This is a genomic window from Undibacterium pigrum, from assembly GCF_003201815.1.
GTDB classification, from domain to species: domain Bacteria; phylum Pseudomonadota; class Gammaproteobacteria; order Burkholderiales; family Burkholderiaceae_D; genus Undibacterium; species Undibacterium pigrum.
In genome coordinates, this window is sequence record NZ_QJKB01000001.1 from 182,657 (window position 1) to 207,888 (window position 25,232).

The 25,232-nt window shown below is 50.1% G+C and carries 23 protein-coding genes; 12 read left to right on the forward strand and 11 right to left on the reverse strand.

The annotated features are described in order from the left end of the window. Positions 1–94: 94 nt before the first annotated feature. The 7 genes from DFR42_RS00875 to trpS all read right to left on the reverse strand — a co-directional run bounded on the left by DFR42_RS00875 (position 95) and on the right by trpS (position 6,618). Complete coding sequence (locus tag DFR42_RS00875; protein WP_110253070.1) at positions 95–934, reverse strand: universal stress protein; 840 nt, start codon at positions 932–934, stop codon at positions 95–97. Positions 935–1,058: 124 nt separating this feature from the next. Then, positions 1,059–1,946 (reverse strand): helix-turn-helix domain-containing protein, encoded by an 888-nt coding sequence (locus tag DFR42_RS00880; protein WP_110253071.1) that lies wholly within the window; start codon positions 1,944–1,946, stop codon positions 1,059–1,061. A gap of 53 nt (positions 1,947–1,999) precedes the next feature. After that, positions 2,000–2,356: a response regulator gene (locus DFR42_RS00885; protein ID WP_110253072.1), complete on the reverse strand. Its 357-nt coding sequence runs from the start codon at positions 2,354–2,356 to the stop codon at positions 2,000–2,002. A gap of 596 nt (positions 2,357–2,952) precedes the next feature. Next, positions 2,953–3,594 (reverse strand): response regulator, encoded by a 642-nt coding sequence (locus DFR42_RS00890; protein ID WP_110253073.1) that lies wholly within the window; start codon positions 3,592–3,594, stop codon positions 2,953–2,955. Between the two features lie 113 nt (positions 3,595–3,707). Continuing rightward, positions 3,708–4,163, reverse strand: coding sequence for a universal stress protein (locus tag DFR42_RS00895; RefSeq protein ID WP_110253074.1), 456 nt, complete (start codon positions 4,161–4,163; stop codon positions 3,708–3,710). 140 nt (positions 4,164–4,303) lie between these two features. Beyond that, positions 4,304–5,530, reverse strand: coding sequence for a winged helix-turn-helix domain-containing protein (locus tag DFR42_RS00900; protein WP_110253075.1), 1,227 nt, complete (start codon positions 5,528–5,530; stop codon positions 4,304–4,306). Between the two features lie 68 nt (positions 5,531–5,598). Further along, positions 5,599–6,618 (reverse strand): tryptophan--tRNA ligase, encoded by a 1,020-nt coding sequence (gene trpS / locus DFR42_RS00905; protein WP_110253076.1) that lies wholly within the window; start codon positions 6,616–6,618, stop codon positions 5,599–5,601. A gap of 300 nt (positions 6,619–6,918) precedes the next feature. Between trpS and hemC the strand changes: the two genes are divergently transcribed. From hemC to ppa, 5 genes are all read left to right on the forward strand, one after another. Continuing rightward, positions 6,919–7,866, forward strand: coding sequence for a hydroxymethylbilane synthase (gene hemC / locus DFR42_RS00910; protein WP_281275103.1), 948 nt, complete (start codon positions 6,919–6,921; stop codon positions 7,864–7,866). An 11-nt stretch (positions 7,867–7,877) separates the two neighbouring features. Then, positions 7,878–8,678, forward strand: a complete 801-nt coding sequence (locus tag DFR42_RS00915) for a uroporphyrinogen-III synthase (protein ID WP_110253078.1) — start codon at positions 7,878–7,880, stop codon at positions 8,676–8,678. After that, positions 8,675–9,853 (forward strand): uroporphyrinogen-III C-methyltransferase, encoded by a 1,179-nt coding sequence (locus tag DFR42_RS00920; RefSeq protein ID WP_110253079.1) that lies wholly within the window; start codon positions 8,675–8,677, stop codon positions 9,851–9,853. The genes DFR42_RS00915 and DFR42_RS00920 overlap by 4 nt, the downstream gene beginning before the upstream one ends. A gap of 4 nt (positions 9,854–9,857) precedes the next feature. Next, positions 9,858–11,054 carry a heme biosynthesis HemY N-terminal domain-containing protein gene (locus DFR42_RS00925; RefSeq protein WP_110253080.1) on the forward strand — a complete coding sequence of 399 codons (1,197 nt, stop codon included), beginning with the start codon at positions 9,858–9,860 and terminating at the stop codon, positions 11,052–11,054. Between the two features lie 138 nt (positions 11,055–11,192). Next, positions 11,193–11,729: an inorganic diphosphatase gene (gene ppa / locus DFR42_RS00930; protein WP_110253081.1), complete on the forward strand. Its 537-nt coding sequence runs from the start codon at positions 11,193–11,195 to the stop codon at positions 11,727–11,729. A 93-nt stretch (positions 11,730–11,822) separates the two neighbouring features. Here the strand turns inward: ppa and DFR42_RS00935 are convergent, their stop codons facing one another. Beyond that, positions 11,823–12,863: a serine/threonine protein kinase gene (locus tag DFR42_RS00935; protein ID WP_110253082.1), complete on the reverse strand. Its 1,041-nt coding sequence runs from the start codon at positions 12,861–12,863 to the stop codon at positions 11,823–11,825. 31 nt (positions 12,864–12,894) lie between these two features. Further along, entirely contained in the window at positions 12,895–14,076 is a 1,182-nt protein-coding gene (locus tag DFR42_RS00940) for a GNAT family N-acetyltransferase (RefSeq protein WP_110253083.1), read from the reverse strand. A 26-nt stretch (positions 14,077–14,102) separates the two neighbouring features. Here DFR42_RS00940 and DFR42_RS00945 point away from each other — a divergent pair, with 26 nt between their 5' ends. The 3 genes from DFR42_RS00945 to DFR42_RS00955 all read left to right on the forward strand — a co-directional run bounded on the left by DFR42_RS00945 (position 14,103) and on the right by DFR42_RS00955 (position 17,365). Beyond that, positions 14,103–15,716, forward strand: coding sequence for an NAD+ synthase (locus DFR42_RS00945; RefSeq protein WP_110253084.1), 1,614 nt, complete (start codon positions 14,103–14,105; stop codon positions 15,714–15,716). A 120-nt stretch (positions 15,717–15,836) separates the two neighbouring features. Further along, on the forward strand, positions 15,837–16,175 hold the full coding sequence (locus DFR42_RS00950; protein ID WP_110253085.1) for a P-II family nitrogen regulator: 339 nt from the start codon (positions 15,837–15,839) through the stop codon (positions 16,173–16,175). Positions 16,176–16,177: 2 nt separating this feature from the next. Then, positions 16,178–17,365 (forward strand): ABC transporter substrate-binding protein, encoded by a 1,188-nt coding sequence (locus DFR42_RS00955; RefSeq protein ID WP_110253086.1) that lies wholly within the window; start codon positions 16,178–16,180, stop codon positions 17,363–17,365. A gap of 45 nt (positions 17,366–17,410) precedes the next feature. On the opposite strand, the gene DFR42_RS00960 is transcribed toward DFR42_RS00955, so the two are convergent. Together DFR42_RS00960 and trxB are read right to left on the reverse strand one after the other, a co-directional pair. After that, positions 17,411–18,046, reverse strand: coding sequence for a Smr/MutS family protein (locus tag DFR42_RS00960; RefSeq protein WP_110253087.1), 636 nt, complete (start codon positions 18,044–18,046; stop codon positions 17,411–17,413). A gap of 21 nt (positions 18,047–18,067) precedes the next feature. Then, complete coding sequence (gene trxB, locus DFR42_RS00965; protein WP_110253088.1) at positions 18,068–19,012, reverse strand: thioredoxin-disulfide reductase; 945 nt, start codon at positions 19,010–19,012, stop codon at positions 18,068–18,070. Between the two features lie 270 nt (positions 19,013–19,282). On the opposite strand from trxB, the gene DFR42_RS00970 reads away from it, so the two are divergent. The 4 genes from DFR42_RS00970 (at position 19,283) to DFR42_RS00985 (ending at position 25,218) form a co-directional block, all read left to right on the forward strand. After that, on the forward strand, positions 19,283–21,619 hold the full coding sequence (locus DFR42_RS00970) for a DNA translocase FtsK (protein ID WP_110253089.1): 2,337 nt from the start codon (positions 19,283–19,285) through the stop codon (positions 21,617–21,619). 81 nt (positions 21,620–21,700) lie between these two features. Continuing rightward, positions 21,701–22,336: an outer membrane lipoprotein chaperone LolA gene (gene lolA / locus DFR42_RS00975; protein ID WP_110253090.1), complete on the forward strand. Its 636-nt coding sequence runs from the start codon at positions 21,701–21,703 to the stop codon at positions 22,334–22,336. A 15-nt stretch (positions 22,337–22,351) separates the two neighbouring features. Beyond that, complete coding sequence (locus tag DFR42_RS00980) at positions 22,352–23,659, forward strand: replication-associated recombination protein A (RefSeq protein ID WP_211324100.1); 1,308 nt, start codon at positions 22,352–22,354, stop codon at positions 23,657–23,659. Between the two features lie 113 nt (positions 23,660–23,772). Continuing rightward, entirely contained in the window at positions 23,773–25,218 is a 1,446-nt protein-coding gene (locus tag DFR42_RS00985; RefSeq protein ID WP_110253091.1) for a DUF4139 domain-containing protein, read from the forward strand. Positions 25,219–25,232: the final 14 nt, after the last annotated feature.

Genomic DNA, 25,232 nt, shown 5'->3' on the forward strand with positions numbered 1-25,232 from the left:
AACGGGTATTTTAAGGGCAGTTCACGATACTGATGCTACAAATGAAAATGACACTCCAGTGTGGGAGTGTCATTTGGGCAAGGCTGAAGCCAGACTAATGTGACATAAGTACGGGTACAGTCATGCTTTGTAAAATAGTGCGGGTAACGCCACCCATGATCATTTCGCGGAAACGCGAATGGCCGTAGCCACCCATGACCAGCATATCACTATCAAGATCATGCGCCAGCGAGAGCAGGGCATTGCCAATATCGGTAGAAGTTTTATGCACACCGACTTCTACCTTGATACCATGTCGTGCCAGGTACAGGGCGATATCCGCCCCGGGTTGTTCGCCATGGCTGTCTGGCACGGTCTTGGGATTGAAGATCGCGACCTGGACCAGGTCAGCACGTCGCAGCAGGGGAATGGCATCGGTAATGGCGCGTGTTGATTCGCGACTGGCATCCCAGGCGATCAGGGGGCGCTTTCCAACGGTTGTGAAATCGCCGACATAAGGGATGATCAATATGGGGCGTCCTGAATTCATGATAAGGTATTCGGGAAAGTCTGGCAGCACCGAAGGTGAGGGTTCATCGCGATTGGTCTGGCCTATGACCACCAGGTCGCTATATCTGGCCTGCAAACCTATACCGCCGCCAGCTTCATCATTGGCGATCATGCTTTCGAAAGAATTGACACCGCTGGACTGGGCCTGCTGATTAAAGTTGTCTACCGCTTTTTCTGCACGTTCACGCAGATAATTCAAATGTATGGTCAGATTGGGGTCATTCGCGCTGATATTGCCATCCTGGTAGATGAAGCGTGAGACACCCGTCACTGCAGTGCCTACCAGATGGGCTTCGTCCTTGTTGGCAATTTCTGCAGCGACGCGGACGCGAAAATTAGAACGTTCAGATTCATCAATATGAACCAGGATGGTTTTGTATGGCATGTTTTGCTCCTTGATCTTAAATCGTGGAAAAAAAACAAATTCAGTGATGCTTTTGCTGCATAAGCCAGGGGAAAAATCCCGGAAAAATCCAGCAAAGGCATGTACCTACTTGTTAAAGCTTACACTAATTTAAAGCAACGGCAACTTCTTTGCCCCATTGCGGTAATAAATTCTTGCCAACTAAAGCAGATACTTTTTCACTGACTTTGATGCGCGCCTTGGCAGGTGGCAGGCGGCGCAGGGTTTTCAGTGCAGGCACGTCCAGCAGGGCGATCTGGCGTTGATCAACACTGATCATGCCCATTTCATTAAAGGCTGACAGGGTACGGCTGACGGTTTCCAGTGTCAGGCCCAGATAACTGCCAATTTCGTGACGTGTCATGCGCAAATTGAAAGATTTGCCAGAATAACCGAGCTGACTGAAGCGTTCACCCAGTGTAGTCAGGAAACGCGCCACTTTGGCTTCTGCACTCAGGGCGCTCAGCATGCCTATCATGATTTGCTCACGTACCAGTTCACGACTCATGACGCTGAACATGGCTTGTTCCAGTTCTGCATAAGTGCGGCCCAGTGCAGAGAAAGTCTTGTAAGGCATGAGGATGATATCGCAATCAGACAGGGCGACGGCTTCAGAAGCGTGATGCTGGTTGTGTATGCCATCTATGCCCAGCAAATCCCCTTTCATGGGAAAGCTCAACACTTGCTCATTGCCATATTCATCAATGAGCACGGTTTTCAGGAAACCGGAATTAACGATGTAGAGGGTGTCAAAATCCTGGCCTATGGTATGCACTCTTTGACCTGCTTTATAGCGTACGTGCTGGAACAGCACTTCTTCATCGGCAGAGGCTGCGGGAGTAGGTATGCGCAAGAGTTCACACACTTCACGCAGGTTGGACCAGAGGTTGCCGTGGCAGCGCCACCCGGCTTCATTGGAGACGACCGGAAATGCATTTTTGCTGATAACTGAAGACAGACTGCTGTTACTCTTAGTGATGGCTGCTGTAGTCATGGTAATCCCCTTGAAAGGTGTGCGACATTAGTTAAATGATGATTCGAATCCGGTTACTGCCAACGCAGCAGATAATCTTGTAGCAAGGCAAAGTCGGTGGACTTGTCCAGAAAACCATCTGCGCCGGCACGCAAGGCATGCTGGCGGTTGTTTTCTGTTGCATGATTGGTCAGCACCACTACCTTGATGCCGGGCTTGCTTTGCTTTATATTTTTTAGCAACTGCAAACCATTGCCATCGGCGAGCTGGATGTCCAGTATCAGGGCATCGGCATCATTGCCCAGCAGTGCCTGGTAGGCGCTACCCATATCACTTGCTACCCCCAGTACGTGCATGCCAGGCACTTCTTCAACAAACCGTACCAAACGGTTTTGAATCAGGACTGAATCTTCAACGATGTAGAGGTTCATGTTGTGGCTTGCTGTGCTTGTTTGCTCAGGCTCTATTATCGTGAGCGCGGGCTTTGATTTAAATCAGGGGATGCTGATTTGAACTGTCAGATTTGGCGCTGCCAGGGTAGGAATATTCCTAGAACTCATTTCATAAATAGGGTGAGATGCGTTTGCCTCATAACGTGGGCTGGTAAGGGTAAAGCAGGGGTTTCGTGCAACATGTTGCACGCCTGCGTACGATGTGCGCTTACCAGCGCACATGCGCCCTGCAAGGGGACGAGGCGATCAATAGCGGTGCTATTGATAACGAGTCCAACGCAGTCCAGCGCGCGTTATGAGGCAAACCCTTAGTGAACTGACGATTTGGGCGCATTGCAGCGCGTAGTGAGCCACCCCTCCTTTGCTAAGGCAGGAGCCTTAGCTGCAGAAGGGAAACACCTGAGGCCTTGCACTGCATCCCAAATCGTCTTGTTCGCACTCATCCTATTTATGAAATGAGTTCTAGAGAGCAATGGCGTCAACTGATGAGGCGCAAAATGGCGAAGCGCAAGCCATCCTGCCCAGACTGGCCGCACTGTATCAACTATGCTGGGAAGGGAACTTGCGGGGGAGGGTCAGGCTTGTGGTTGCAAGAGATGGTGCGCAACGGCGTATTGCACCAGGTCAGACAAATTACTCATATTCATTTTTTGCATGATACGGGTTTTATGTGTGCTTACGGTCTTCACGCTCAAATGCAAAAGCTCTCCGATTTCGGTAATGGACTTGCCTTTGACGAGATGGGTAAATACTTCAAACTCACGGTCAGACAGACTGGTGTGCGGCTGGCTGTCATCGGCTGGCATGGCACTCATGGCCAGTTGTTCTGCTACTTCTATGCTGATGTAGGGGCGGCCAGAAGCCACTTTGCGCAAGGCCGTCACCAGTTGCGTGCCTGCGCTTTCCTTGGTCAGGTAGCCACGTGCACCGGCGCGTATGGCACGCACGGCATACTGCTCTTCTTCATGCATGGTAAGTATCAGTATGGGCAGCTTGGGGAACTCATCCTTGATCTGGCGTATCAGGTCTACCCCGCTACGGCCAGGCATGGACAGGTCCATCAGCAAGACATCAAATTCAGTGTTGCGTACTTTTTCCAGGGTATCAAAACCATCTACTGCTTCGGCAACTACTTGTATATCTTCTATACCTTCAAGTATGCGTTTGAGTCCCTCACGCATGATGGTATGGTCGTCGGCGATCAAGATGCGGGTCATAGGGCGATAGGAGTGCAATACATGTTCAGTGGCATGTCAGGCACAAGTTTGTGCCTGGACAAGAATTTCCACTATTGTACTGTAGCCTGTGCTGATGTGTGACTCAGTCTCGTTCAGTGATGCTTGATCCTGTGTACCAGTACCGGTATCAGGCACAATGACAATACCTTGGTGGTAACGCTGCCAAGAATGAATTGCCCCAGGCCGCTGCGACCGTGCGAACCCATGAAGATCAGGTCGCAGGCATATTCCTGGGCAGTATGAACAATTTCTTTTGCGGTGGAATCATTGAATTGTATGACTTGCTGGCAGGCCAGTCCTGCGGCTGCGGCCGCCTCTCTGACGGGTTGCAGGTAGCTTTCCGCCAGGGTTTGCATGGCTGCCTGGTACTCTTCTTCAGTAGGGCCATTGGGCGGCAGGATATCGACATACAGTGGGTATTGATAATTGCCCGCAACATAGACGGCAACTACTTCAGCCTGCAGTTGCTGAGCAAATTCCAGTCCCGCCGTGACGCAGGCATGTGACAGTTCTGAACCATCGGTTGGTAACAATATGCGTTTGTACATGATGTATCCCCTGAAATGTGGCTTCAGACTGCACTTGAATTGTCACATCTGCCTTGATTTCAAACAAGGGAAATAAGAAAAAATGCACAATAAAGTAGCAATGCATTGCCACAATATTGTGCTTTTTACAGATGCATGACTTAAAATTCTGTACTGAGTAGCTGGAATAGCTCTGGCGAGTTGCAGTGTTGTAGCTGGATGTTGGCGCAATCATGCCAGCTGGCAAATTCGCGTAGGGTTTTGCCAAGGTCAGTGGCTAATGCCTGGGAAGTGCGCACACCAGGTTCCATATGCAGGGCCTTGATTTCGAACAAGCCGTCCTTGCGATGGGCTTTGGCATCCATGCGACCTATCAACGCGCCTCTGCGCAATATTGGCAAGGTGAAGTAGCCGTAGCGTCGTTTTGGAGCGGGCGTATAACATTCGAGTTTGTAGTCAAAATCAAATAATTCTATGGCGCGTTTTCTGTCCCAGACTACCGGGTCAAACGGCGAAAGTATTCGGGTGGCTGTTGCCTTGAGTTGATTATCCTGAGCACCTTGCAGTGTATCCAGACGATCTGGATGAACATAGAAAAGTTGCTCCTGATTTTCTATCTGCACCGGTATTAGCAGGCCTTCTTTGACGAGTTGTGCGGGCTGGTTTTTTGCATCGAATTTACCCATGCGAAAATAATCTGCCATCCAGCTGGCTTTGCAAATGCCCAGTGCGCGCACTGCCTGCAAGACCTGCGTGCGTTCGCATTCTGCAGGCGAACGCAGATGTTTTTTGTCATTCCATTTTGGATGCACGCGCTCACGCAAATCATAGATGCGCTGGAAGTTGTGGCGTTTGGCCACCATCACTTCACCTGTCGTGAACAAGACTTCCAGTGAGCGTTTTTCCGGCTTCCATTCCCACCAGCCACCACTCTTGCCATCAGTGCGTTCAAAGTCGGCAGAACGGCTGGCACCCTTGTCACGTATATGCTGGCGTATGGCTTCTACCTGGGCGGCATTTTCCTTGAGCCACTTGTGGTTGTATTTCCAGCCCAGTCCTTGCGGCGACACCATTTGATGACGGTACAAACCATAGTCTTCTATAGGCAGAAAACAGGCCTCATGCGACCAGTATTCAAACAGATGGCCTTCTTCCAGTAATTCATTGAGCCAGGCATGTTCATAGTGCCCAAGGCGGCTCCATAGCACGAGGTAAGGGCTGCGTGCGACGACATTGATCGTATCGATCTGCAGCGCTGACATATTGCGTATGCAAGCCAATACATCTTCTTTGCCAGTTTTGCGCGGAGGTGGCTGTAGCAGGCCTTGTGCTGCCAGATGCAGGGCGCGGGCAGAACTGAGTGTCAGATGAAAGTCAGTTCCGCTCATAAAGTTTTCGCCCAAAGGTAAAAAGAAAGCCCGGGGGGAGAATCCCCCGGTAGATGAGGACAGTGAGTTTAAAAGTGTTTCAAGCCTATTGCTGCTCTGACTTCATCGGTCGTTTGCGCAGCAATTTCACGTGCCTTGCGCGTGCCTTCCTTGAGTATTTGCAAAACCTGACCACGGTCCTTGGCAAATTCTTCACGGCGTTCACGTATCGGTTTCAACAAATCCTGCAAGATACCTTCCAGACGGGCTTTGACGATGCTGTCACCCAGACCGCCACGAACATAATGGTCTTTCATTTCTTGCAGGCCAGCTTTGTCTTCGTCGAAGGCATCAAGGTACATAAAGGCAACATTACCTTCCAGGTGGCCAGGGTCAGCCACGCGCAGATGCAGCGGGTCGGTATAGACATTGCGCACTGCTGCCTTGATTTCTGCAGGTGAAAAATTCAGGTTGATGACATTGCCCAGTGACTTGCTCATCTTGGCCTTGCCATCGACACCTGGCAGGCGGCCAATTTCAGGTACGAGCGCCTGGCATTCAACCAGTATGTCTTTATTTGCCAGACGGTTGAAGCGACGCACGATTTCATTGGTCTGTTCTATCATCGGTATCTGGTCTTCACCGACCGGTACCAGACTGGCCTTGAAGGCGCTGATATCTGCTGCCTGGCTGACAGGGTAAGTCAGGAAGCCGGCAGGTATGTCGCGCTCAAAATTGCGCAAAGTGATTTCTTGTTTGATCGTCGGATTGCGTTCCAGACGGGCTACTGTGACCAGATTGAGGTAGTAGAAAGTCAATTCCGTCAACTCAGGAATTTGCGACTGGATCAGGATAGTTGATTTGACCGGATCTATGCCTACTGCCAGATAATCCAGTGCCACTTCCATGACATTGTCATGTACCTTGGCCGGGTTTTCCATATTGTCAGTCAATGCCTGGGCATCTGCCAGCATGATGTATTGCTCATACTGGTTCTGGAATTTGACGCGGTTGCGCAGGCTACCAACATAATGGCCGAGGTGCAGGGGACCAGTAGGGCGGTCACCCGTCAGTATCAGGTGTTTTTTATCTTCAGTACCAGGGAGCATGCTTAATCCAATTGGGTAGTGCGGTGAAAAATAGCTAAGTATACGTAAAAAAGCCGCTGAATCATGAGCGGCATGACGTATATCAAGGCGTGTTCTGTGGCTATGATGCCGTTTTCAGGCTGGCTGTGTCAAGTTTGACCAGATTTGTCATGCTTCGGCACGCATTCTGTCCCTGCATTTAATTTAATTCATTGAAAACTATCATCTTGTCATCTGAATTACTTATAAAGTCATTTCCTGGGATGATAAAATCGTGCCTGGTTTTTGTATCTCGCTTTTATAGTTGAAAGTAGCCTTATTTTGACATCTTCAAGTTCTAAAAAATTGATTATTGCCTCACGCGAAAGCCGTCTGGCAATGTGGCAGGCAGAACATGTGCGTGACCGTCTGGCCGCACTGTACCCTGATTGGCAGATAGAGATCCTGGGTATGACAACCCGTGGTGACCAGATACTTGACCGTGCACTCTCCAAAGTGGGGGGCAAAGGTTTGTTCGTCAAGGAGCTTGAAGTCGCCATGGCAGAGGGCCGTGCTGACCTGGCTGTGCATTCGCTCAAGGATGTACCCATGGACTTGCCTGAAGGTTTCATGCTGGCCGCCATACTGGAACGTGAAGATCCGCGTGATGCCTTTGTCTCCAATGATTATGCCGGACTGGATGATTTGCCTTCAGGTGCTGTCGTCGGCACCAGCAGCCTGCGTCGCCAGGCCTTGATTTCTGCGCGTTACCCCCATCTGGTGATACGGCCTTTGCGCGGCAATCTCGACACCCGTTTGCGCAAGCTCGATAATGGCGAATACGCGGCCATCATCCTGGCCGCTGCTGGCCTCAAGCGCCTTGGTGTGCCGGAACGTATTCGTGCCTGCCTGGACCCTGAAGACAGCCTGCCAGCCGCAGGGCAGGGTGCCATGGCGATAGAAATACCCGATAACAGACCAGAGCTGCAAATAATGCTGGCTGCCTTGAATCATACTGAGACAGCGCAGGCAGTGACGGCAGAGCGCACCGTATCCAAGGCTTTTGGTGGCAGTTGCCAAATCCCGCTGGCGGCATTTGCCACAGTCAGCCAGGGGCAGATGCAGATCAGAGCCATGGTGGCAACACCTGATGGCACTCGCATTGCCAGAGCAGAAGCAGCAGGGGCAGCAGACCAGCCGCAAGAACTGGGCTTGAAACTCGCACAAGCCTTGTCTGCGCAGGACGCTGAAGCCATACTGGCGGTTTGCAAAGCCCAGATTACAGAGTGATATAGCATCGCATGCAGAACCAGAATGTCACTCAGCACGCACACGCCAGGCAGGTCGTACTGACACGCCCATGGGCACAGGCTCAGGACTTTGCCAGGCAAGTACAGGCAATGGGGCGTGCGGTAGCACATTTCCCTTTGCTGGAAATCGAGGCACTGGAAGACAATACTGCTCTGATCGAGCAATTAGGACGTTTACAAGACTATGCCCTGATTGCCTTTGTCAGCCCGAATGCGATTGATGCTTTTTTTCGCCACCTCACTAGTTTGCCGCCAGAACTGACGTTTGCCGTTATGGGTGAGGGCAGCCGGACAAAACTGGCAGAATATGGTGTCAACGACCAGACGGCGACTGTTTTACGCCCCCGCAATGTGCGCAAGACAGATTCTGAAACCCTGCTTGCCGAACTTGACCTGGATGCCTTGCGTGGCCAGAAAGTCCTGATCGTGCGCGGTGAATCAGGTCGGGAGTTGTTGGCTGATGCCTTGCGTGCACATGGCATAGAAGTCGTACAGGTCGCTGCTTACCGCAGGGTCAAGCCGACTTTAAATGATGAAAATGAAAAGCATTTGGCACAACTTCTTGAAAATCAGAATGACTGGATCATCACCAGCTCAGAAGCTTTACGTAATTTGTGTGACTATGTAGCAGGATTAAATTTAATTGACGGCGTGGCAAAAATGCAACGGCAACATTTGCTGGTGCCACATAGCCGTATCGAAGAAACCGCAAAGTCTCTGGGGTTTCTATCCATAACCTTAACAGCTTCTGGCGACGAACAACTGCTTGTCGCGTTACAATCTCGTCTATGAGTGAACAGCAATCAAATCCCGAAGCCGTCGTAACGGCAAGTACTGTCGACGCTGCGGCACGACAGCCAGCCCCTGTTTTGCCTGCGGAGGCCAGCAAGGAACCCAGAGAGGCTAAAGAGCCAGGCTGGAATCATCCTGCCTATCTGGTATCCGGCGTCCTGGCAATTTTATTGGCAGCCAACTGGTGGTCTTCACAAAACCAGATCAGTGGTTTGCGTGACGAAGTTGCCAAACGTTTGCAGACTGCCGACTCCAATAGCAGCGAAACCAAGATACTCGCGCGCAATGTGCAAGACACTGCGAAAGAAATCCAGTCCAAGGTCATCCTGCTGGAAGGCAAGCAATCTGAAGCCCAGAGCCAGCAACTGGCTCTGGAGCAGTTGTATCAGGATTTATCCAAGAATCGTGATGACTGGGCATTGGCCGAGATAGAGCAGGTATTGGCCACCGCCAGCCAGCAATTGCAATTGGCCGGCAATGTACAGGGTGCCCTGATCGCCTTGCAAAATGCCGATGGTCGTCTGGCAAAATCCGACAAACCACAATTTATTTCGATACGTCGCGCCATAGCCAAAGACATAGAAAGATTGAAGTCTTTGCCTGCCCTGGATTTGCCGGGAGTGGCCTTGCGTCTCGACAGCGTGATTGCCCAGATCGACCACATACCTTTGTGGGCGGATGAGAAATCAGTCGTCTCGGCAACGCCACCAAAAGCACCTTTGCGTGTTTTGCCTAAGTCTGCTGGCAGTGCCAAGGCAGACAAAAAAGTGGTTGACGATGTAGAACAAAGCACCTGGACCATGCGCCTGCAAGATGGCTGGCAAAGTTTTTCCAGTGAAATGTGGAATGAGGTCAAGCAATTGATACGCGTCAGGAATGTGGAAACTCCTGATGTCTTGTTGCTGACGCCATCACAATCCTATTTCGCCCGCGAAAACCTGAAGCTGCGTTTGCTCAACGCCAGGCTCGCACTATTGTCCAGAAATGAAAGTATTTTCAGAAGCGATATGATTGCTGCACAGGACGCCATCGCCAAGTATTTTGATACCCGTGCCAAGCAGACACAGACCGTGCAAGCCTTGTTGCGCCAGGTCCAGGGTAGTAATCTGTCGATAGAAATGCCGACCCTGGGTGAAAGCCTGAACGCGGTACGTAACTATAAAGTGAAGCCATAAGAGTATGCGTATCTTTATCCGGCTTCTGATCCTGTTCGCGCTCGCCGTAGGCCTTGCCGTGGGCGCCCGTTATAACCCCGGGAACGTAGTTCTGTTCTTTCCGCCTTACCGGATAGACTTGTCCCTGAACTTCTTCCTGTTCCTGTTGCTGGTCGTTTTTGTGCTGATCTACCTGGTGATACGTGCCATCTTCACGACCAGGAAAATGCCACGCAAGGTTGCCTTGTATCGTCAGGCCAAGCGTGAAAAAGACAGTAACAAGGCTTTGCGCGAGGCTTTGAAGGCCCTGTTTGAAGGCCGCTTTGGGCACGCTGAAAAAGCCGCCATGCGTGCGACTGAATTGCCGGACAATGCCTCTATTGCCTCATTGATAGGGGCGCGTGCGGCCCATCATATGAGCCAGTTTGAACGTCGTGATTCCTGGTTTGCTGGCCTGGAACAAGACAATGCTTACAAGGTGGCGCGTCTGGTCAGCATGACTGAATTGCTGGTGGATCAGCATCAGCCAGGCAAGGCACTGGAAGCAGTGCGTGAATTGAATGCCAATGGTACGCGCCATATCCAGGTATTGCGCTGGGCCCTGAAAGCCAATCAGCAAGCGCACAAATGGCAGGAAGTATTGAAGCTGGTCCGAACCCTCGACAAGCATAGAGCCCTGCATCCGGCGCTGTCCCAGCGTTTGCGTGAACTGGCTTATGAAGATTTGCTGAAAAACCAGGGCCATGATGCCGAATCGATACGCCGGGTCTGGTATGAAATTCCGCAAGCTGACCGCAAATCTGCATTCGTCGCTTCTACCGCTGCCGCCGCCTTCAATTCTCACGGTCTATTTGATGACGCCCGTGGCATCGTCGAAAAAGCACTGGTGGAAGAATGGGATGAGCGCCTGATGCGCGCCTACCGTGATGCGGCCGCTTCAGAAGGCTCGGCTGCCTTGTTGTCACAAATTGAACATTGTGAAAAATGGTCAGAGCAGTATCCTACTGATCCTGAACTGGCCCTGACCCTTGGTACACTATGTTTACGCCAAAAATTATGGGGTAAGGCACAAAGGCATATGGAGCAAGCCTTATCAGATGCAGTAGATCCGCGTACTGTGCGGGAAGCCAATCTGAAGCTGGCACAATTGCATGAGGCACTGGGGCAGCCGGAAGAAGCTGCCAGCCATTATCGCCAATGTGCGATTGCCACCATGTTATGAGGAAATTGATCGTATACGTGTTTACAAGTGCATGTTAAATTGTATTGATGCCTGTTGCATCGCACAATTCTGCTTTGAAAAACTATATAATCACGCCCAAACCATTTCTTCTATTGATACTTATACAGAAAGTGCAAGATGAGCTTGAATAAAGTACCAGCAGGTCGTGATCTGCCAAATGACTTTAACGTCATTATCGAAATCCCTATGAACGGTGACCCTATCAAATACGAAGTTGATAAAGACACTGGCGCAATTTTTGTAGATCGTTTCATGGGTACTGCCATGCATTATCCTTGCAACTACGGTTATGTACCGCAAACGCTGGCTGGTGATGGTGACCCGGTCGACGTTCTGGTTATCACACCTTTCCCGCTGATCCCGGGTGTGGTTGTGCGCTGCCGTCCTATCGGCATCCTGAAAATGACGGATGAAGCCGGTAATGACGCTAAAGTATTGGCCGTACCTGTAGACAAGATTCTGCCTATCTACACACACTGGCAAAAACCGGAAGATCTGAATGAACTGCGCCTGCGTCAAATCCAGCATTTCTTTGAGCACTACAAAGATCTGGAAAAAGGCAAATGGGTCAAAATTGAAGGCTGGGGCGGTCCAGATGATGCCAGGGCAGAAATCCTGGAAGGTGTAGAAAATTTCAATAAAGCAGAAGCGTAATAGCTTAGCTGATTCAAATAAAAAAGCTGCGATTCAGTTGAGATCGCAGCTTTTTTGTTTTTGCGCTTTGCTTTGTTAGCTTCGTTAAAGCACTTAAAATCTATGCATGAAATAGGCTGCAACTCCAGCAACAGCAAAAGCAACTGCCAGCCAGCTTAACCAGGAGCTTGGCTGCTTGTCTTCATCATCTCTGTAGTTGCTCGACTCGTCTCCCTGTTTTTGACGTTTGCGCTTCAATTTTTTGTCGCGTTCCAGAAATTTTTCCAAAGCCAAAGAAAGTTCTGCTGCACTTTCATAGCGTGCGGCAGGGTCTTTTTGCATGGCTTTCATGACGATTTTGGATAAGGAATCGGGGATGCTGGGGCGAACTTCAGAGGGGTATTTTGCTACTTTACTTACAATCTGTTGCAATAATTTGTCTACATCCTGCGACTGAAAAGGCTTTTGTCCAGTCAACATTTCATACATGACAGTGCCGAGGGAATACACATCAGTCAGTGCATTGACTTGCTTGCCATTCGCCTGTTCTGGTGACATGTAATTGGGGGTTCCCAGGATATTGTTATTAAACAGGGTATGGGCTTGTTCGCGGGTTTCATCCAGCACGCGATTTGGTGCGCGCGCTATGCCAAAGTCCACGACTTTCGGGTGTTGATTAGGCAGTACAAAAATATTGGCAGGTTTGATGTCGCGATGTATCACCCCATTGGCATGAGCATAGGCTAAAGCTTCTGCGACTTTTTGTATGAGGTTGGTCGTCTCTATGATATCGAATTGTTTGCCTTCGGCAAGTAAGTGCCGCAAATCCTTGCCTTGCAGAAACTCCATCGCAATAAATGCTGTACCACCTTCACTCGATGCGTCGAAAATAGTCACAATATTAGGGTGAGATAGTCTGCCAGCAGCACGAGCTTCATTGATGAATTGCTGTTCTCGTTGTTTCTTGTCGGCAGCATTGTTGCCTGCACTAAATATTTTTATGGCGACATCGCGGTCTATGACAGGATCGTGACCCCTGTACACCGCGCCATTTGATCCCATACCTATACGCTCGCTCAGATAAAAGCGTCCTACGCGTTTGGTCGGCAATGCGGCAGAGGGCGTATTTGGTGTGGATATAAAATTATTTTGCATTGCGACAGGATGCCTTGATCCCGTCGAAAATTCAAGTGGCGCTTGCTTCAATGTGTTTCAGGGTTTTGTAGGGCGTATGCTCATGCAAATCATCCAGATATAGCGCAATATCCTGCGATTCTCGTTCGAGGAAATTGGAAACTGCATCAGAAAATTCTGCATGACTCAGATGGTGGGCGGACCAGGTAGTCGTGGGCAAAAAGCCGCGTGCCATCTTGTGTTCGCCTTGTGCGCCGCCTTCAAAAATGGCAATTCTTTCTTGTATGCAAAATTCTATAGATTGGTAGTAAGCTGTTTCGAAGTGCAGGCAGGCGTGTGTTTCCAGGCAACCCCAATAGCGCCCATACAGGCGTTGCGTATCATGTATCACTAAAGAGGCTGCTATTTTATTGCCGTCGCGCAATGCAATAATAAGATGGATATTTTCAGGCATAGTTTTGCCTATGCGCAAGAAAAAATCCAGGTTCAGGTAAGGCGTGGAATGATGTTCTTCATAAGTCTGGTCATAACAACTTTTAAAAAACCGCCAGTCGTCGTCCTGCATCTCCTGACCGCGTACATGCCTGAATTCTATGCCAGCTTCCTGCACTTTTCTGCGCTCTGCGCGGATGTTCTTGCGCTTCTTTTTATCCAGTGTGTCGAGAAAATCATCGAAGCATTGATAGCCCTGATTTTCCCAGTGGAACTGCACGGCCTTGCGCAATAGATAGCCTTCTTCCTTGAGCAATTCTGCCTGCGCTTCAGGCAGGAAAAGCAGATGGCTGGAAGAATATTCTCCAGCCATCTGCAGTTCTTGCAAGGAAGCGATCAAGGCTCTTTGGGCGACCTCGCTGCGGGCCAGCAAGCGGCTGCCTGTCACAGGCGTGAATGGAATAGCAGACAGCAATTTGGGATAATAGTCATAACCATGACGTTCGAAAGCCCTGGCCCAGGCCCAGTCAAATACATATTCGCCGTAAGAATGCGTTTTTTCGTAAAGCGGCAGGGCAGCTTCCAGTTGTTCACCGTCCCAGATGGTGATGAAGCAGGTTTGCCAGCCGGTTTTTTCAATTGCTGAACCTGATTCCTCAAGTGCACTCAAAAAAGCATAAGACAAAAATGGATTGGCATGCGTCTGGTCTGCCACCAGGCTATCCCAAAGTGAAGGTGCGATCTCGCTCAGTGAAGTGACGATACGCATGCGATAATGTGGGGCTGAAGATTCCAATTTCATTTTCGATTTTATACAGATTTGCCACTATGACAGTAAAAGTTGCCATTGCCCAGATGAATAGCGTTGTCGGCGATCTTGCCGGAAACGCTGCACAGATTACAGAGTATGCCCGTCGCGCCGCAGAGCAGGGTGCCGATATACTCGTCACGCCAGAACTGTCCCTGGTGGGTTACCCACCTGAAGATTTATTGCTGCGCCAGGCGTTTTATCAGGAAGCTGCCCATGCTCTTGATGGCTTGAAGAAACAGCTTACGCTATTTCCCGGACTTGCTGTTTTAATCGGCCATCCCAGTGAAGTGGACGGAAAGAGGTATAATGCTGTTTCTGTCGTGCAGGACGGTGTAGTACTGGCAACATATTTCAAGCGCGACTTGCCCAATGATATGGTGTTTGATGAAAAGCGTTATTTTTCATCTGCCAGTCAGGCTTGCGTGTTCACCATCAAGGGCGTGAACTTTGGTATCAATATCTGTGAAGATACCTGGTCGTCCGATGCTCCTCTGCTGGCCAAACAGGCTGGCGCAGAAGTACTGCTGGTACCCAATGGTTCACCCTACCATATGGGCAAGCAGCATCAACGTTATGATGTCATGCGTGCCAATGTCATTTCTCAAGGACTGTCCTTGGTCTACGCCAACCTCGTTGGCGGCCAGGACGAATTGATTTTTGACGGTAATTCCTTTGTCATGGATACCCAGGGTCAGATCAGTGCGCAATTGAAGCACTGTGAAGCTGATTTGCAATTGATAGAATTTGATGGTGCACAGCCTTTGCCAACCCGTATTGAGGCTGCATTACCGCTGGAAGCCGAGGTTTATCAGGCACTGGTCATGGGCGTCAGGGATTATGTAGGCAAGAATGGCTTTCCCAGCGTTTTGCTGGGTTTGTCTGGCGGCGTTGATTCTGCCCTGGTACTGGCAATTGCTGTCGATGCTTTGGGTGCAGACAAGGTCAGGGCCATCATGATGCCTTCGCCCTATACGGCGGATATCTCCTGGCTGGATTCGCGTGACATGGTAGCGCGCATAGGTGTGCGCTATGATGAAATTGCCATCAGTGATTGCTTCAGTGCATTCCGCTCTACCCTGAGCCAGGAATTTGCTGGTTTGAAGGAAGACACGACAGAAGAAAATATCCAGGCCAGGATACGCGGCACACTCTTGATGGCCTTGTCGAACAAATATGGTTCCATCGTTTTGACGACAGGTAACAAGAGTGAAATGGCTGTGGGTTACTGTACTTTGTACGGTGACATGGCAGGTGGTTTTGCTGTGATTAAAGACATCGCCAAAACCCTGGTGTACCGCCTGTGCGCCTATCGCAATACCCTGTCAGCCGTAATACCCGAGCGGATACTGACAAGGGCGCCATCAGCTGAATTGCGACCTGATCAAAAAGACCAGGATTCTTTGCCACCTTATGACATTCTGGATGGCATCATGGCCATGTACATGGAAGAAAACAAGGCCAGGGCAGAGATAGTCGCAGCCGGATATCAGCCGGAAGATGTAGAGCGTATCACGCGTCTCATCAAAATTAATGAATACAAGCGGCGTCAAGCGCCCATAGGTATCAGGATTACTCACCGCGCTTTCGGGCGTGACTGGCGTTATCCTATTACTTCGAAGTTCAGAGACTAAGAGATTGTCACTTGGCACAGCGTGACAGGCATTTGCCTGCCATACTCTGCTAAAGCGATGATCCAATAATGGATTCATTCACACTAATTCGTAATATTCGACATATTTAAGGAGAGGGAAATGAAACAAATTACCGCTATCATCAAGCCATTCAAACTCGACGAAGTGCGTGAAGCACTCGCTGATGTTGGCGTGACGGGCCTGACCGTCGTCGAGGTCAAGGGTTTTGGCCGTCAAAAAGGCCACACTGAGTTATACCGTGGCGCAGAATACGTCGTCGACTTTCTACCCAAGATCAAGGTAGAAGTCGTGGTCGACGACAAAATTGCCGACAATGTTGTCGACGCAATTATCAAGGCAGCCCACACCGGCAAAATTGGTGATGGGAAAATTTTTGTACAAAATGTGGAGCAGGTAATACGTATTCGCACTGGCGAGACGGGACCTGATGCGGTTTAAATATGAAGAAGTTAAAGCAGTTGGCAGTACATGAATTTGTTGGTGTTTCAAAAGCAATAGCAAAAACAAAAATAGGGGTGGCACTGGTGTTGATGGCGATGGCAAATGTCCATGCTGAAACCGGTGTCACCGACAAGAAAATTTTACTGGGGCAGTCCGCTGCATTTTCCGGACCCGCTGCGCAGTTGGGCATACAGTTGAATTCTGGTGCCAAGGTTTATTTTGATCAGGTCAATGCCACAGGTGGGGTATATGGCCGCAAGATTGAAATCATACAAAAAGATGACAAGTATGAGGCAGATTTGGCGGCATCCAATACCAAAGCACTGATAGAAAATGATGGTGTGTTTGCTTTATTCGGCTATGTAGGTACAGCCACCAGTAATGCAGCGCTCCCCATTTTTACGCAAGCAAAAGTTCCTTTCTTTGCCCCCTACACTGGTGCGCAATCTTTGCGTGAACCTTTCAACAAGCAAATTTTCAATATCCGGGCAAGCTATAACGATGAGACTGAATATCTGATCGACCGCCTGGCGAATCTGGGTACTAAAAATATCGCCGTTTTTTACCAGAACGATGCCTATGGCAAGGCCGGTCTGGCTGGCGTAGAACTGGCGATGAAAAAAAGGAACTTGCGCGTTTCTGAGGTAGCAACAGTAGAGCGCAATAGCCTTGATGTGGCCGCAGCGGTGAGCAAGCTTTTGCCCAAACGTCCGGACGCCATCATCCAGATCAGTACCTATGCCGCGAGTAGTGCACTGGTCAAGGAAATGCGCAAGGCATCCTACACAGGCATGTTCTACAACGTGTCCTTTGTCGGCAGCCAAGCGTTGGCGGATACACTCGATAAAGATGGCGTGGGCGTGGTGATTTCTCAGGTGACTCCATTTCCTTGGTCACCATCCATACCTGTTGTGGCTGAATATACCAAAGCACTGGAAAAGGCAGGCAACAAAAACCTGAATTTCTCCAGTCTGGAAGGCTATGTTGCTGCCAAGGTATTTGTTGAGGGCCTGAAGCGTGCCGGTCCTGGCCTGACCAGAGAAAAACTGGTGTCTGCTTTGGAAAGCATCAATCGCAGTAGTTATGATGTCGGCGGTTTTGACGTCAGCTTCTCACCTTCGAATCATAACGGTTCAAAATATGTGGATATGACCGTTATTTCCAAAGACAAGAAGTTCCGCAATTAAGTTTGCTGCGCCTGTGCCCGACAGGGTTCAGGCGCATTAGCTAATTCAGGATTTTAGCAGCACGATCAAGGCACCTGAGCCACCATCAGCCGCAGTCGCCTGACTGAACGCCAATACTTCATCTTTCTGTATCAGCCAGTTCCTGACTTTTTGTTTCAGCACAGGTTCCTTGTTGACCGACCCCAAGCCTTTACCATGGATGATGCGTACACAACGCGTGCCATTGCGCATGCACTTGCGCAGGAATTCTCCCAGGCTATCTCTGGCTTCATCACGACGCAAGCCATGTAGGTCAAGTTGCGCCTGTATGACCCAGTGGCCTTTACGCAGCTTCCTGACGACATCCTGACCTACACCTGATCTGGTATAGCTCAGGTTTTCATCAGTTTCCAGTAAAGAATCAGCGTCAAACTCATCCGACAAGGATTCTTGTAGTGCTGCCTGTTCATCTGCAATGTGCTGAAATGGCAGTGGTTCAAGACGAGCGGGCGCGGGGTGATGTTTCACCACTGTTTTCAAAGCTTCGACCTTGCCTACACTGGAACGAAAAATATTGGCCTCTTCCCTGGCTTTCTTTTCCCGTTCCAGACGTTCTGCTTCGGCACGCTGTCGGCTTTCTTCTTGTTGCTTTAGTTGCTGACTGAGTGACTTCAGGTCAGCAAGATTTTTAAAAGACGACATGCTTACTTCCTTGACCTGAACTTATTCTTCAAGGAAGCGTTGTGCATCCAGGGCTGCCATGCAACCTGTGCCTGCACTGGTAATCGCCTGGCGATAGATGTGATCCTGTACATCACCAGCGGCAAACACACCTGGTACATTGGTGGCTGTTGCCATGCCTTCAGTGCCTGTGCGGGTCTTGATGTAGCCGTTATGCATTTCCAGCTGGCCGTCAAAAATGCTGGTATTTGGTTTGTGGCCAATCGCAATAAAGACGCCGTGTACAGTAACTGGTGTGATAGTGCCATCAGCAGCTTTGACATTGATACCGGTTACACCAGATTCATCGCCAACCACTTCATCGAGCGTATGATTCCATTTAACTTCTATCTTGCCTTCGGCAACCTTGGCCATCAGACGGTCAATCAGAATGGCTTCTGCGCGGAACTTGTCGCGACGGTGAATGACGGTAACCTTGCTGGCGATATTCGACAAATACAATGCTTCTTCAACCGCAGTATTGCCACCACCAACGACGGCGACTTCCTTGCCGCGGTAAAAGAAACCATCGCAAGTCGCGCAGGCAGACACACCTTTGCCCATGAAGGCTTGCTCAGATGGCAGGCCCAGGTATTGGGCAGATGCACCGGTAGCAATGATCAGGGAATCGCAAGTGTATTGCGCCTGGTCGCCGATCAGGCGTATCGGTTTTTCATCGAGCTTCGCAGTGTGGATGTAATCGAAAATGATTTCTGTATTAAAGCGTTCTGCATGCTGCAAAAAGCGCTGCATCAGCTCCGGGCCTTGCACACCCATGGGGTCGGCCGGCCAGTTTTCCACGTCCGTGGTGGTCATCAATTGACCGCCTTGTTCTACGCCCGTGATCAGTACGGGGTTCAGGTTGGCGCGAGCCGCATACACAGCGGCGGAATAACCTGCGGGGCCAGAGCCAAGAATTAATACACGAGCATGTTTTGGTGTGGACATAGCAGACCTGATAAAAAGTTGAAGAGAGCTGAGTTACTAGTAGCAGATGGCGTTTTTCATGCAAATTTCAAGTTTTTTGCTGATTTTGCATCGCTATTCTGAGATAAGGGTAAATTATAGACTATCCTCACAGTGGTCGTCTTCCCGCCGTAGTGGGCCGGGCTTCGGTATCTGTTTCAACTGTTACAGTGCACAAGTTTGGCGCATACACGGCTTCATGCTATCTTGTCAGCTTTTGATGGCTGTCCGAATGAGGTTGCTCTCTGTTTTATGACTACTGGTAACGAAGCTTATACTCGAAGCAAGAAAACTGCAGCACCTGCAGCGCCACCTAACCGCTTTCTGGTCTTGTTGATGGAAGCAAAATGGATAGCTCTTGCCGCATTCTGCATTTGCCTGATACTCATCATGGCAACTTACTCCACGCAAGACCCTGGCTGGTCGCGCTCGGTGGATATCCCGCGTGTACACAATATTGCCGGTAAATTTGGCGCCTGGCTGTCAGACGTGCTGTTCTATGTATTCGGCATTTCGGCATGGTGGTGGTGTGTATTTGCCTGCCGTCAGGTATGGATTTCGTACAGCAATTTATCGCAAAGGGTGAAACTCAACCCCGATCCGGAACCTGATGTCGGTTTTTCTGAAATTCTGGTGCGCAATATTGGATTTGGCCTGTTATTGGCCGGCAGCATGGGCCTGGAATACTTGCGCATGCACAGCCTTAAAGTGGCTTTGCCACTCGGGCCGGGCGGAGTGCTGGGTGAATTGCTGGGTAAGGCCGGTTTTGCAGCGCTGGGTTTCACCGGCGCGACCCTGGCCTTATTGCTGATGATTGCTTTAGGTATCAGCCTCTATTTCCACGTATCCTGGCTGACCATCGCAGAGCGCATAGGCGCGGGCATAGAGTGGGTGTTTGTGTTTGTACAAAATAAACATGCCGATGCAGAAGACCGGCGTGCTGGCCAGACTGCAGCCGTCAAGCGTGAAGAAGTCGTAGTACAAGAGAGAGCCAAGATCGTTGAGGCTGCACCAATACGTATAGAACCGCAAGTAGTTGCTGTGCAGCGTTCCGAGCGTGTGGAAAAAGAAAAGCAGGTATCTCTGTTTAATGAACTGCCAGATACCAATCTGCCACCTTTGTCTTTGCTGGATGAGCCGCCTCCAGTGCAGGAAACTGTCAGCGTACAAACCCTGGAATTTACCAGCCGCCTGATAGAGAAAAAACTCTCAGACTTTGGTGTCGATGCCAAGGTGGTGGCAGCTTACCCGGGCCCTGTGGTTACCCGCTATGAAATTGAACCTGCTACTGGCGTCAAGGGTAGCCAGATCGTCAATCTGGCGCGTGATCTGGCGCGGTCCTTGTCACTGACATCGATACGCGTGGTTGAAACCATCCCCGGCAAAAATTACATGGGTCTGGAATTGCCAAACCCCAAGCGCCAGATTGTGCGCCTGACCGAAATTCTGGGTTCCAAGGTCTATAACGACAGCTCATCAAGCCTGACTGTGGCACTGGGCAAAGATATTGGTGGCCTGCCTATCTGCGCTGATTTGGCCAAGATGCCGCATTTGCTGGTAGCTGGTACTACCGGTTCTGGTAAGTCTGTAGGTATCAATGCCACCATTCTCTCGCTGCTGTACAAGTCAGATCCTAACGATGTGCGCATGATACTCATTGATCCAAAAATGCTGGAGATGTCGGTGTATGAAGGCATACCGCATTTGCTGGCACCAGTGGTGACTGATATGCGCCAGGCAGGGCACGCCCTGAACTGGGCGGTGGCAGAGATGGAACGCCGTTACAAGCTGATGTCCAAGCTTGGTGTGCGTAATCTGGCGGGCTATAACGCCAAAATTGCTGAGGCAACCCGCAAGGAAGTGCATATCCCCAATCCCTTCAGTTTGACGCCAGATGCGCCAGAGCCTCTTGAAAAACTGCCAACCATCGTCATTATTATTGATGAGCTGGCTGATTTGATGATGGTGGTCGGCAAAAAGGTAGAGGAATTGATTGCCCGTATCGCGCAAAAAGCCCGTGCTGCGGGTTTGCATCTGATACTGGCGACGCAAAGGCCATCGGTAGACGTGATCACTGGCCTGATCAAGGCAAATATTCCTACCCGTATCGCCTTCCAGGTCAGCAGCAAAATAGATTCACGTACCATTCTTGACCAGATGGGTGCAGAAGCCCTGCTGGGCATGGGTGACATGCTTTACATGCCACCAGGTACAGGCTTGCCTGTGCGTGTACACGGGGCTTTTGTCTCGGATGAAGAAGTACATCGCGTTGTTGAATATTTGAAATCACAGGGCGAGCCAAATTATGTAGAAGGCATACTCGAAGGCGGCACGCTGGAAGAGGGCGGCGAAGCTGGTGGCGAGAGTGCTGGCGCAGGTGGTGGCGAATCAGATGCCTTGTACGACCAGGCAGTTGCCATCGTCCTCAAAAATCGTCGCGCCTCGATCTCGCTGGTGCAAAGACATTTACGCATAGGCTATAACCGTGCAGCCCGTTTGCTGGAACAAATGGAACAAAGTGGTGTCGTATCTACCATGCAGTCCAACGGCAACCGTGAAATCCTGGTTCCTGCCGGAAATACAGAATAAAGCAGCAGAATAAAGCGACAGAATAATTGCCACAGAATAGCAGCGACAGAATAGGATAAATCAGTGAAGAAACAAGCAAACATGATGGCAAAACTGGTGGCAGGTGCGTTTGCACTTGCCATGATACCTGCATGGGCATCCGCTACTGCGGTTGATCAGTTCAAATCCTTCGTTACCAATAATAAAAGTGCCAAAGGTGAGTTTACCCAGCAGCAAGTCAAGATGGTTGATGGCAATCCCAAGATCAGCAAGACAGCAACTGGCAATTTTGTGTTTGCCCGTCCGGGCAAATTTATCTGGTCTTATGTCAAGCCGTATGAGCAAGTCTTGCAGGCAGATGGTGACAAACTTTACATCTATGACAAAGACCTGAATCAGGTCACGATACGTCCACTTGGCAATTCTCTGGGTTCCAGTCCCGCAGCCATTTTGTTTGGCAGTGCTGGTTCGGCTGACCTGGACAAGAATTTCAATTTCAAGGAGATCGGTACCAAGCAAGGTCTGGAATGGCTGGAAGCCACGCCCAAAGCCAAGGATTCACAGTTTGAAACCATAGGCATAGGCATGAAAGATGGCGTGCCTGTTGCTTTAGAATTGCACGACAATTTTGGTCAATTTTCTACTCTGACCCTGAAGAACCTGGAAAAAAATCCTGCCTTGAAGCCTGAGCAATTCAAGTTTGTCGTGCCTGCCGGTGCCGATGTATTTAGACAGTAGTAGCAGTAGTATCTAATGAATATGTTGCACAATAATTCGCGCAAAAAACCTGCCCCACTGGCTGAGCGCATGCGTCCTGCTACGCTGGAAGATGTCATTGGCCAGCAGCATATCCTGGGTGAAGGCAAACCTTTGCGCGTGGCTTTTCAGTCTGGCGAACCACATTCCATGATTTTGTGGGGGCCGCCAGGTGTAGGTAAGACCACGCTGGCGCGTCTGATGGCTGATGCCTTCCATTGCGAATTCATCGCCTTGTCGGCAGTCTTGTCTGGTATCAAGGATATACGCGAAGCAGTAGAGCGCGCGCAGATATTGCAGGCGACTTCCCATCGCCGTACCATACTGTTTGTTGATGAAGTCCATCGCTTCAATAAGAGCCAGCAAGATGCCTTCTTGCCACATGTGGAAAGTGGCTTGTTCACTTTCATCGGTGCGACCACAGAGACCCCTTCATTTGAAGTCAATAGCGCCTTGCTGTCACGTGCCTCAGTATATGTATTGAAGTCACTGACGGATGAAGACCTGCAAGCCATGGTAGTACGCGCCTGTGAACGTGAACTCGATGGCTTGACGCTGACGCAAGAAGCCATGGCCAGCCTGGTGTCCAGTGCAGACGGTGATGGCCGCAAACTGCTGAACAATCTAGACATAGTTGCCCATGCAGCAGTCGCCAAGCATCTCGATATGGTAGACCAGGGCTTGCTGGGCGAATGCCTGGGTGATGCCTTGCGCCGCTTTGATAAAGGCGGTGATGCCTTTTATGACCAGATTTCTGCCCTGCATAAATCGGTGCGCGGCTCCAACCCTGATGCAGCCTTGTACTGGCTGGTGCGTATGCTTGACGGCGGTGCCGACCCACGCTACATGGCCAGGCGCATAGTCCGCATGGCCTCAGAAGATATAGGCTTGGCCGATCCACGCGCCTTGCGCATTTGTCTCGACGCGGCAGAAACCTATGAAAGACTGGGCTCGCCAGAGGGCGAGCTGGCTTTGGCTGAGGCGGTGATTTATCTCGCCTGCGCTGCCAAATCAAATGCAGTCTATAAAGCCTATAATGCCGTGCGCGCCATGATCGCCAAAGACAAGTCCCGCGTCGTACCAGAACATTTGCGTAATGCGCCGACCAAGCTTATGAAAGAACTGGGGTATGGTAAATTATATCGCTATGCCCATGATGAGCCAGATGCCTATGCAGCGGGTGAAACCTATTTGCCTGAAGGCCTGGAAAATGAATCCTGGTATCACCCTGTATCGCGTGGGCTGGAAATCAAGATAGCAGAAAAACTCGCTTATTTGCGCAGCCTGGACGATCAGGCCAAGTAATTTCAGTTTAGTCTGAATTTCAATTGTTTAAGCTTCATTCGTTTAGATTTCATTCGTCTGAGTTTCATACTTTTACATCTCATTGCAAACCAATAATCATAACAAGGACTTTCATGAATAAAACATTTACCGTCAGCGCAAGCCTGTTGTTATTGTCACTCGCAGGCTCTGTCTATGCACAGACCGAAGAGCAGCGCAGTACCCTCGCTGACCAGAAGGAAGTGGCGGTCACTATCTACAACGAGAATCTGGCCCTGATCAAAGACCAGCGCAAGCTGCCCTTGAAACGCGGTGCAAGCGCACTGGCTTTCCGCGATGTCAGTGCCAAGATGCGTGCTGAAACTGCCTTGCTGCGCAGCTTGTCTTCTCCAGGCAGCTTGTCTGTGGTTGAGCAAAACTTTAATTTTGATTTGCTGACACCGCAAAAACTGCTGGAAAAATATGTGGGCCGCAACGTCAATATCATCCGTACCAACCCGGCGACTGGCGCAGAAACTACAGAATCAGCCACAGTCTTGTCAGCCAATAATGGCGTCGTATTGAAGATAGGTGACCGCATCGAAACCGGCTTGCCAGGTCGTATCATCTATCCGGATGTGCCCGCAAACTTGCGCGACCGTCCTACTCTGGTCATGGCACTTGATAACAACGGCGCCCAGCAACAGGATGTAGAACTCAGTTACTTGACTGGTGGTTTGTCCTGGAAGGCTGATTATGTCGTCGAATTGAACGCTGCCGATGACAAGCTTGACATCTCAGGCTGGGTCACGCTGGGCAATACCAGCGGTACGACTTACCGTAATGCAAAGTTGCAACTGGTGGCGGGCGACGTCAATCAGGTGCTGCAAAGAATAGAAGTGACTGGCAGCGCTATAAGAATGGATGCTCCCAAACCTATGATGGCCAAAAAGGCCATGGCCGAAGAATCTTTGTTTGAGTATCACCTCTACACACTGGACAGGCCAACTACGATTGCAGAGAATCAGACCAAGCAAGTGGCTTTGCTGACAGCTTCAGGCGTACCTGCGCGTAAAGAGTTGCTATTGGCCGGCAATGATTATTACTACCAAAGCAGTTACGGTGACCTTGGCCAAAAAATGAAGATAGGTGTCTTCGTTGAATTTGACAATAAAGAAGCTTCGCAATTAGGTATGCCTTTACCTAAAGGTGTCGTGCGCGTTTACAAAAAAGACGGCGCAGGCAATGCACAGTTCATTGGTGAAGATAGCGTGGATCACACACCAAAGAATGAAAAAGTCCGCCTTAAACTGGGCGAAGCCTTTGATGTGACTGCAGACAAAAAACAGACAGACTTTAAAAAACTCGCAGGTACAGGCAAATACAATTATGTATTTGAGAGCGCCTATGAGCTGGTATTGAAGAATGCAAAGAAAGAGGCTGTTGTCGTTACCGTGCAAGAACCCATGCCAGGTGACTGGCAAGTCTTGAACAGCAGCCATCCTTATGCCAAGGGCGCCAGCAATACCGCTGTGTGGAAAGTCAGCGTGCCTGCAGAAGGTAATACCAAGCTGACTTATCGTAGTCTGGTCAGGTATTGATGTAAAAACGGCAT

Bases quoted from the DNA above. Each gene is read 5' to 3' on its own strand.
- DFR42_RS00920 (WP_110253079.1), top strand. From the start codon at position 8,675: ATGAGTGAACAGCAATCAAATCCCGAAGCCGTCGTAACGGCAAGTACT.
- DFR42_RS00950 (WP_110253085.1), top strand. From the start codon at position 15,837: ATGAAACAAATTACCGCTATCATCAAGCCATTCAAACTCGACGAAGTG.
- DFR42_RS00875 (WP_110253070.1), bottom strand. From the start codon at position 934: ATGCCATACAAAACCATCCTGGTTCATATTGATGAATCTGAACGTTCT.
- DFR42_RS00980 (WP_211324100.1), top strand. From the start codon at position 22,352: ATGAATATGTTGCACAATAATTCGCGCAAAAAACCTGCCCCACTGGCT.
- DFR42_RS00960 (WP_110253087.1), bottom strand. From the start codon at position 18,046: ATGTCGTCTTTTAAAAATCTTGCTGACCTGAAGTCACTCAGTCAGCAA.
- DFR42_RS00945 (WP_110253084.1), top strand. From the start codon at position 14,103: ATGACAGTAAAAGTTGCCATTGCCCAGATGAATAGCGTTGTCGGCGAT.
- DFR42_RS00880 (WP_110253071.1), bottom strand. From the start codon at position 1,946: ATGACTACAGCAGCCATCACTAAGAGTAACAGCAGTCTGTCTTCAGTT.
- DFR42_RS00955 (WP_110253086.1), top strand. From the start codon at position 16,178: ATGAAGAAGTTAAAGCAGTTGGCAGTACATGAATTTGTTGGTGTTTCA.
- DFR42_RS00890 (WP_110253073.1), bottom strand. From the start codon at position 3,594: ATGACCCGCATCTTGATCGCCGACGACCATACCATCATGCGTGAGGGA.
- DFR42_RS00985 (WP_110253091.1), top strand. From the start codon at position 23,773: ATGAATAAAACATTTACCGTCAGCGCAAGCCTGTTGTTATTGTCACTC.
- DFR42_RS00900 (WP_110253075.1), bottom strand. From the start codon at position 5,530: ATGAGCGGAACTGACTTTCATCTGACACTCAGTTCTGCCCGCGCCCTG.
- trxB (WP_110253088.1), bottom strand. From the start codon at position 19,012: ATGTCCACACCAAAACATGCTCGTGTATTAATTCTTGGCTCTGGCCCC.
- DFR42_RS00935 (WP_110253082.1), bottom strand. From the start codon at position 12,863: ATGCAAAATAATTTTATATCCACACCAAATACGCCCTCTGCCGCATTG.
- DFR42_RS00940 (WP_110253083.1), bottom strand. From the start codon at position 14,076: ATGAAATTGGAATCTTCAGCCCCACATTATCGCATGCGTATCGTCACT.
- trpS (WP_110253076.1), bottom strand. From the start codon at position 6,618: ATGCTCCCTGGTACTGAAGATAAAAAACACCTGATACTGACGGGTGAC.
- ppa (WP_110253081.1), top strand. From the start codon at position 11,193: ATGAGCTTGAATAAAGTACCAGCAGGTCGTGATCTGCCAAATGACTTT.
- DFR42_RS00885 (WP_110253072.1), bottom strand. From the start codon at position 2,356: ATGAACCTCTACATCGTTGAAGATTCAGTCCTGATTCAAAACCGTTTG.
- DFR42_RS00915 (WP_110253078.1), top strand. From the start codon at position 7,878: ATGCAGAACCAGAATGTCACTCAGCACGCACACGCCAGGCAGGTCGTA.
- DFR42_RS00895 (WP_110253074.1), bottom strand. From the start codon at position 4,163: ATGTACAAACGCATATTGTTACCAACCGATGGTTCAGAACTGTCACAT.
- DFR42_RS00970 (WP_110253089.1), top strand. From the start codon at position 19,283: ATGACTACTGGTAACGAAGCTTATACTCGAAGCAAGAAAACTGCAGCA.
- lolA (WP_110253090.1), top strand. From the start codon at position 21,701: ATGATGGCAAAACTGGTGGCAGGTGCGTTTGCACTTGCCATGATACCT.
- DFR42_RS00925 (WP_110253080.1), top strand. From the start codon at position 9,858: ATGCGTATCTTTATCCGGCTTCTGATCCTGTTCGCGCTCGCCGTAGGC.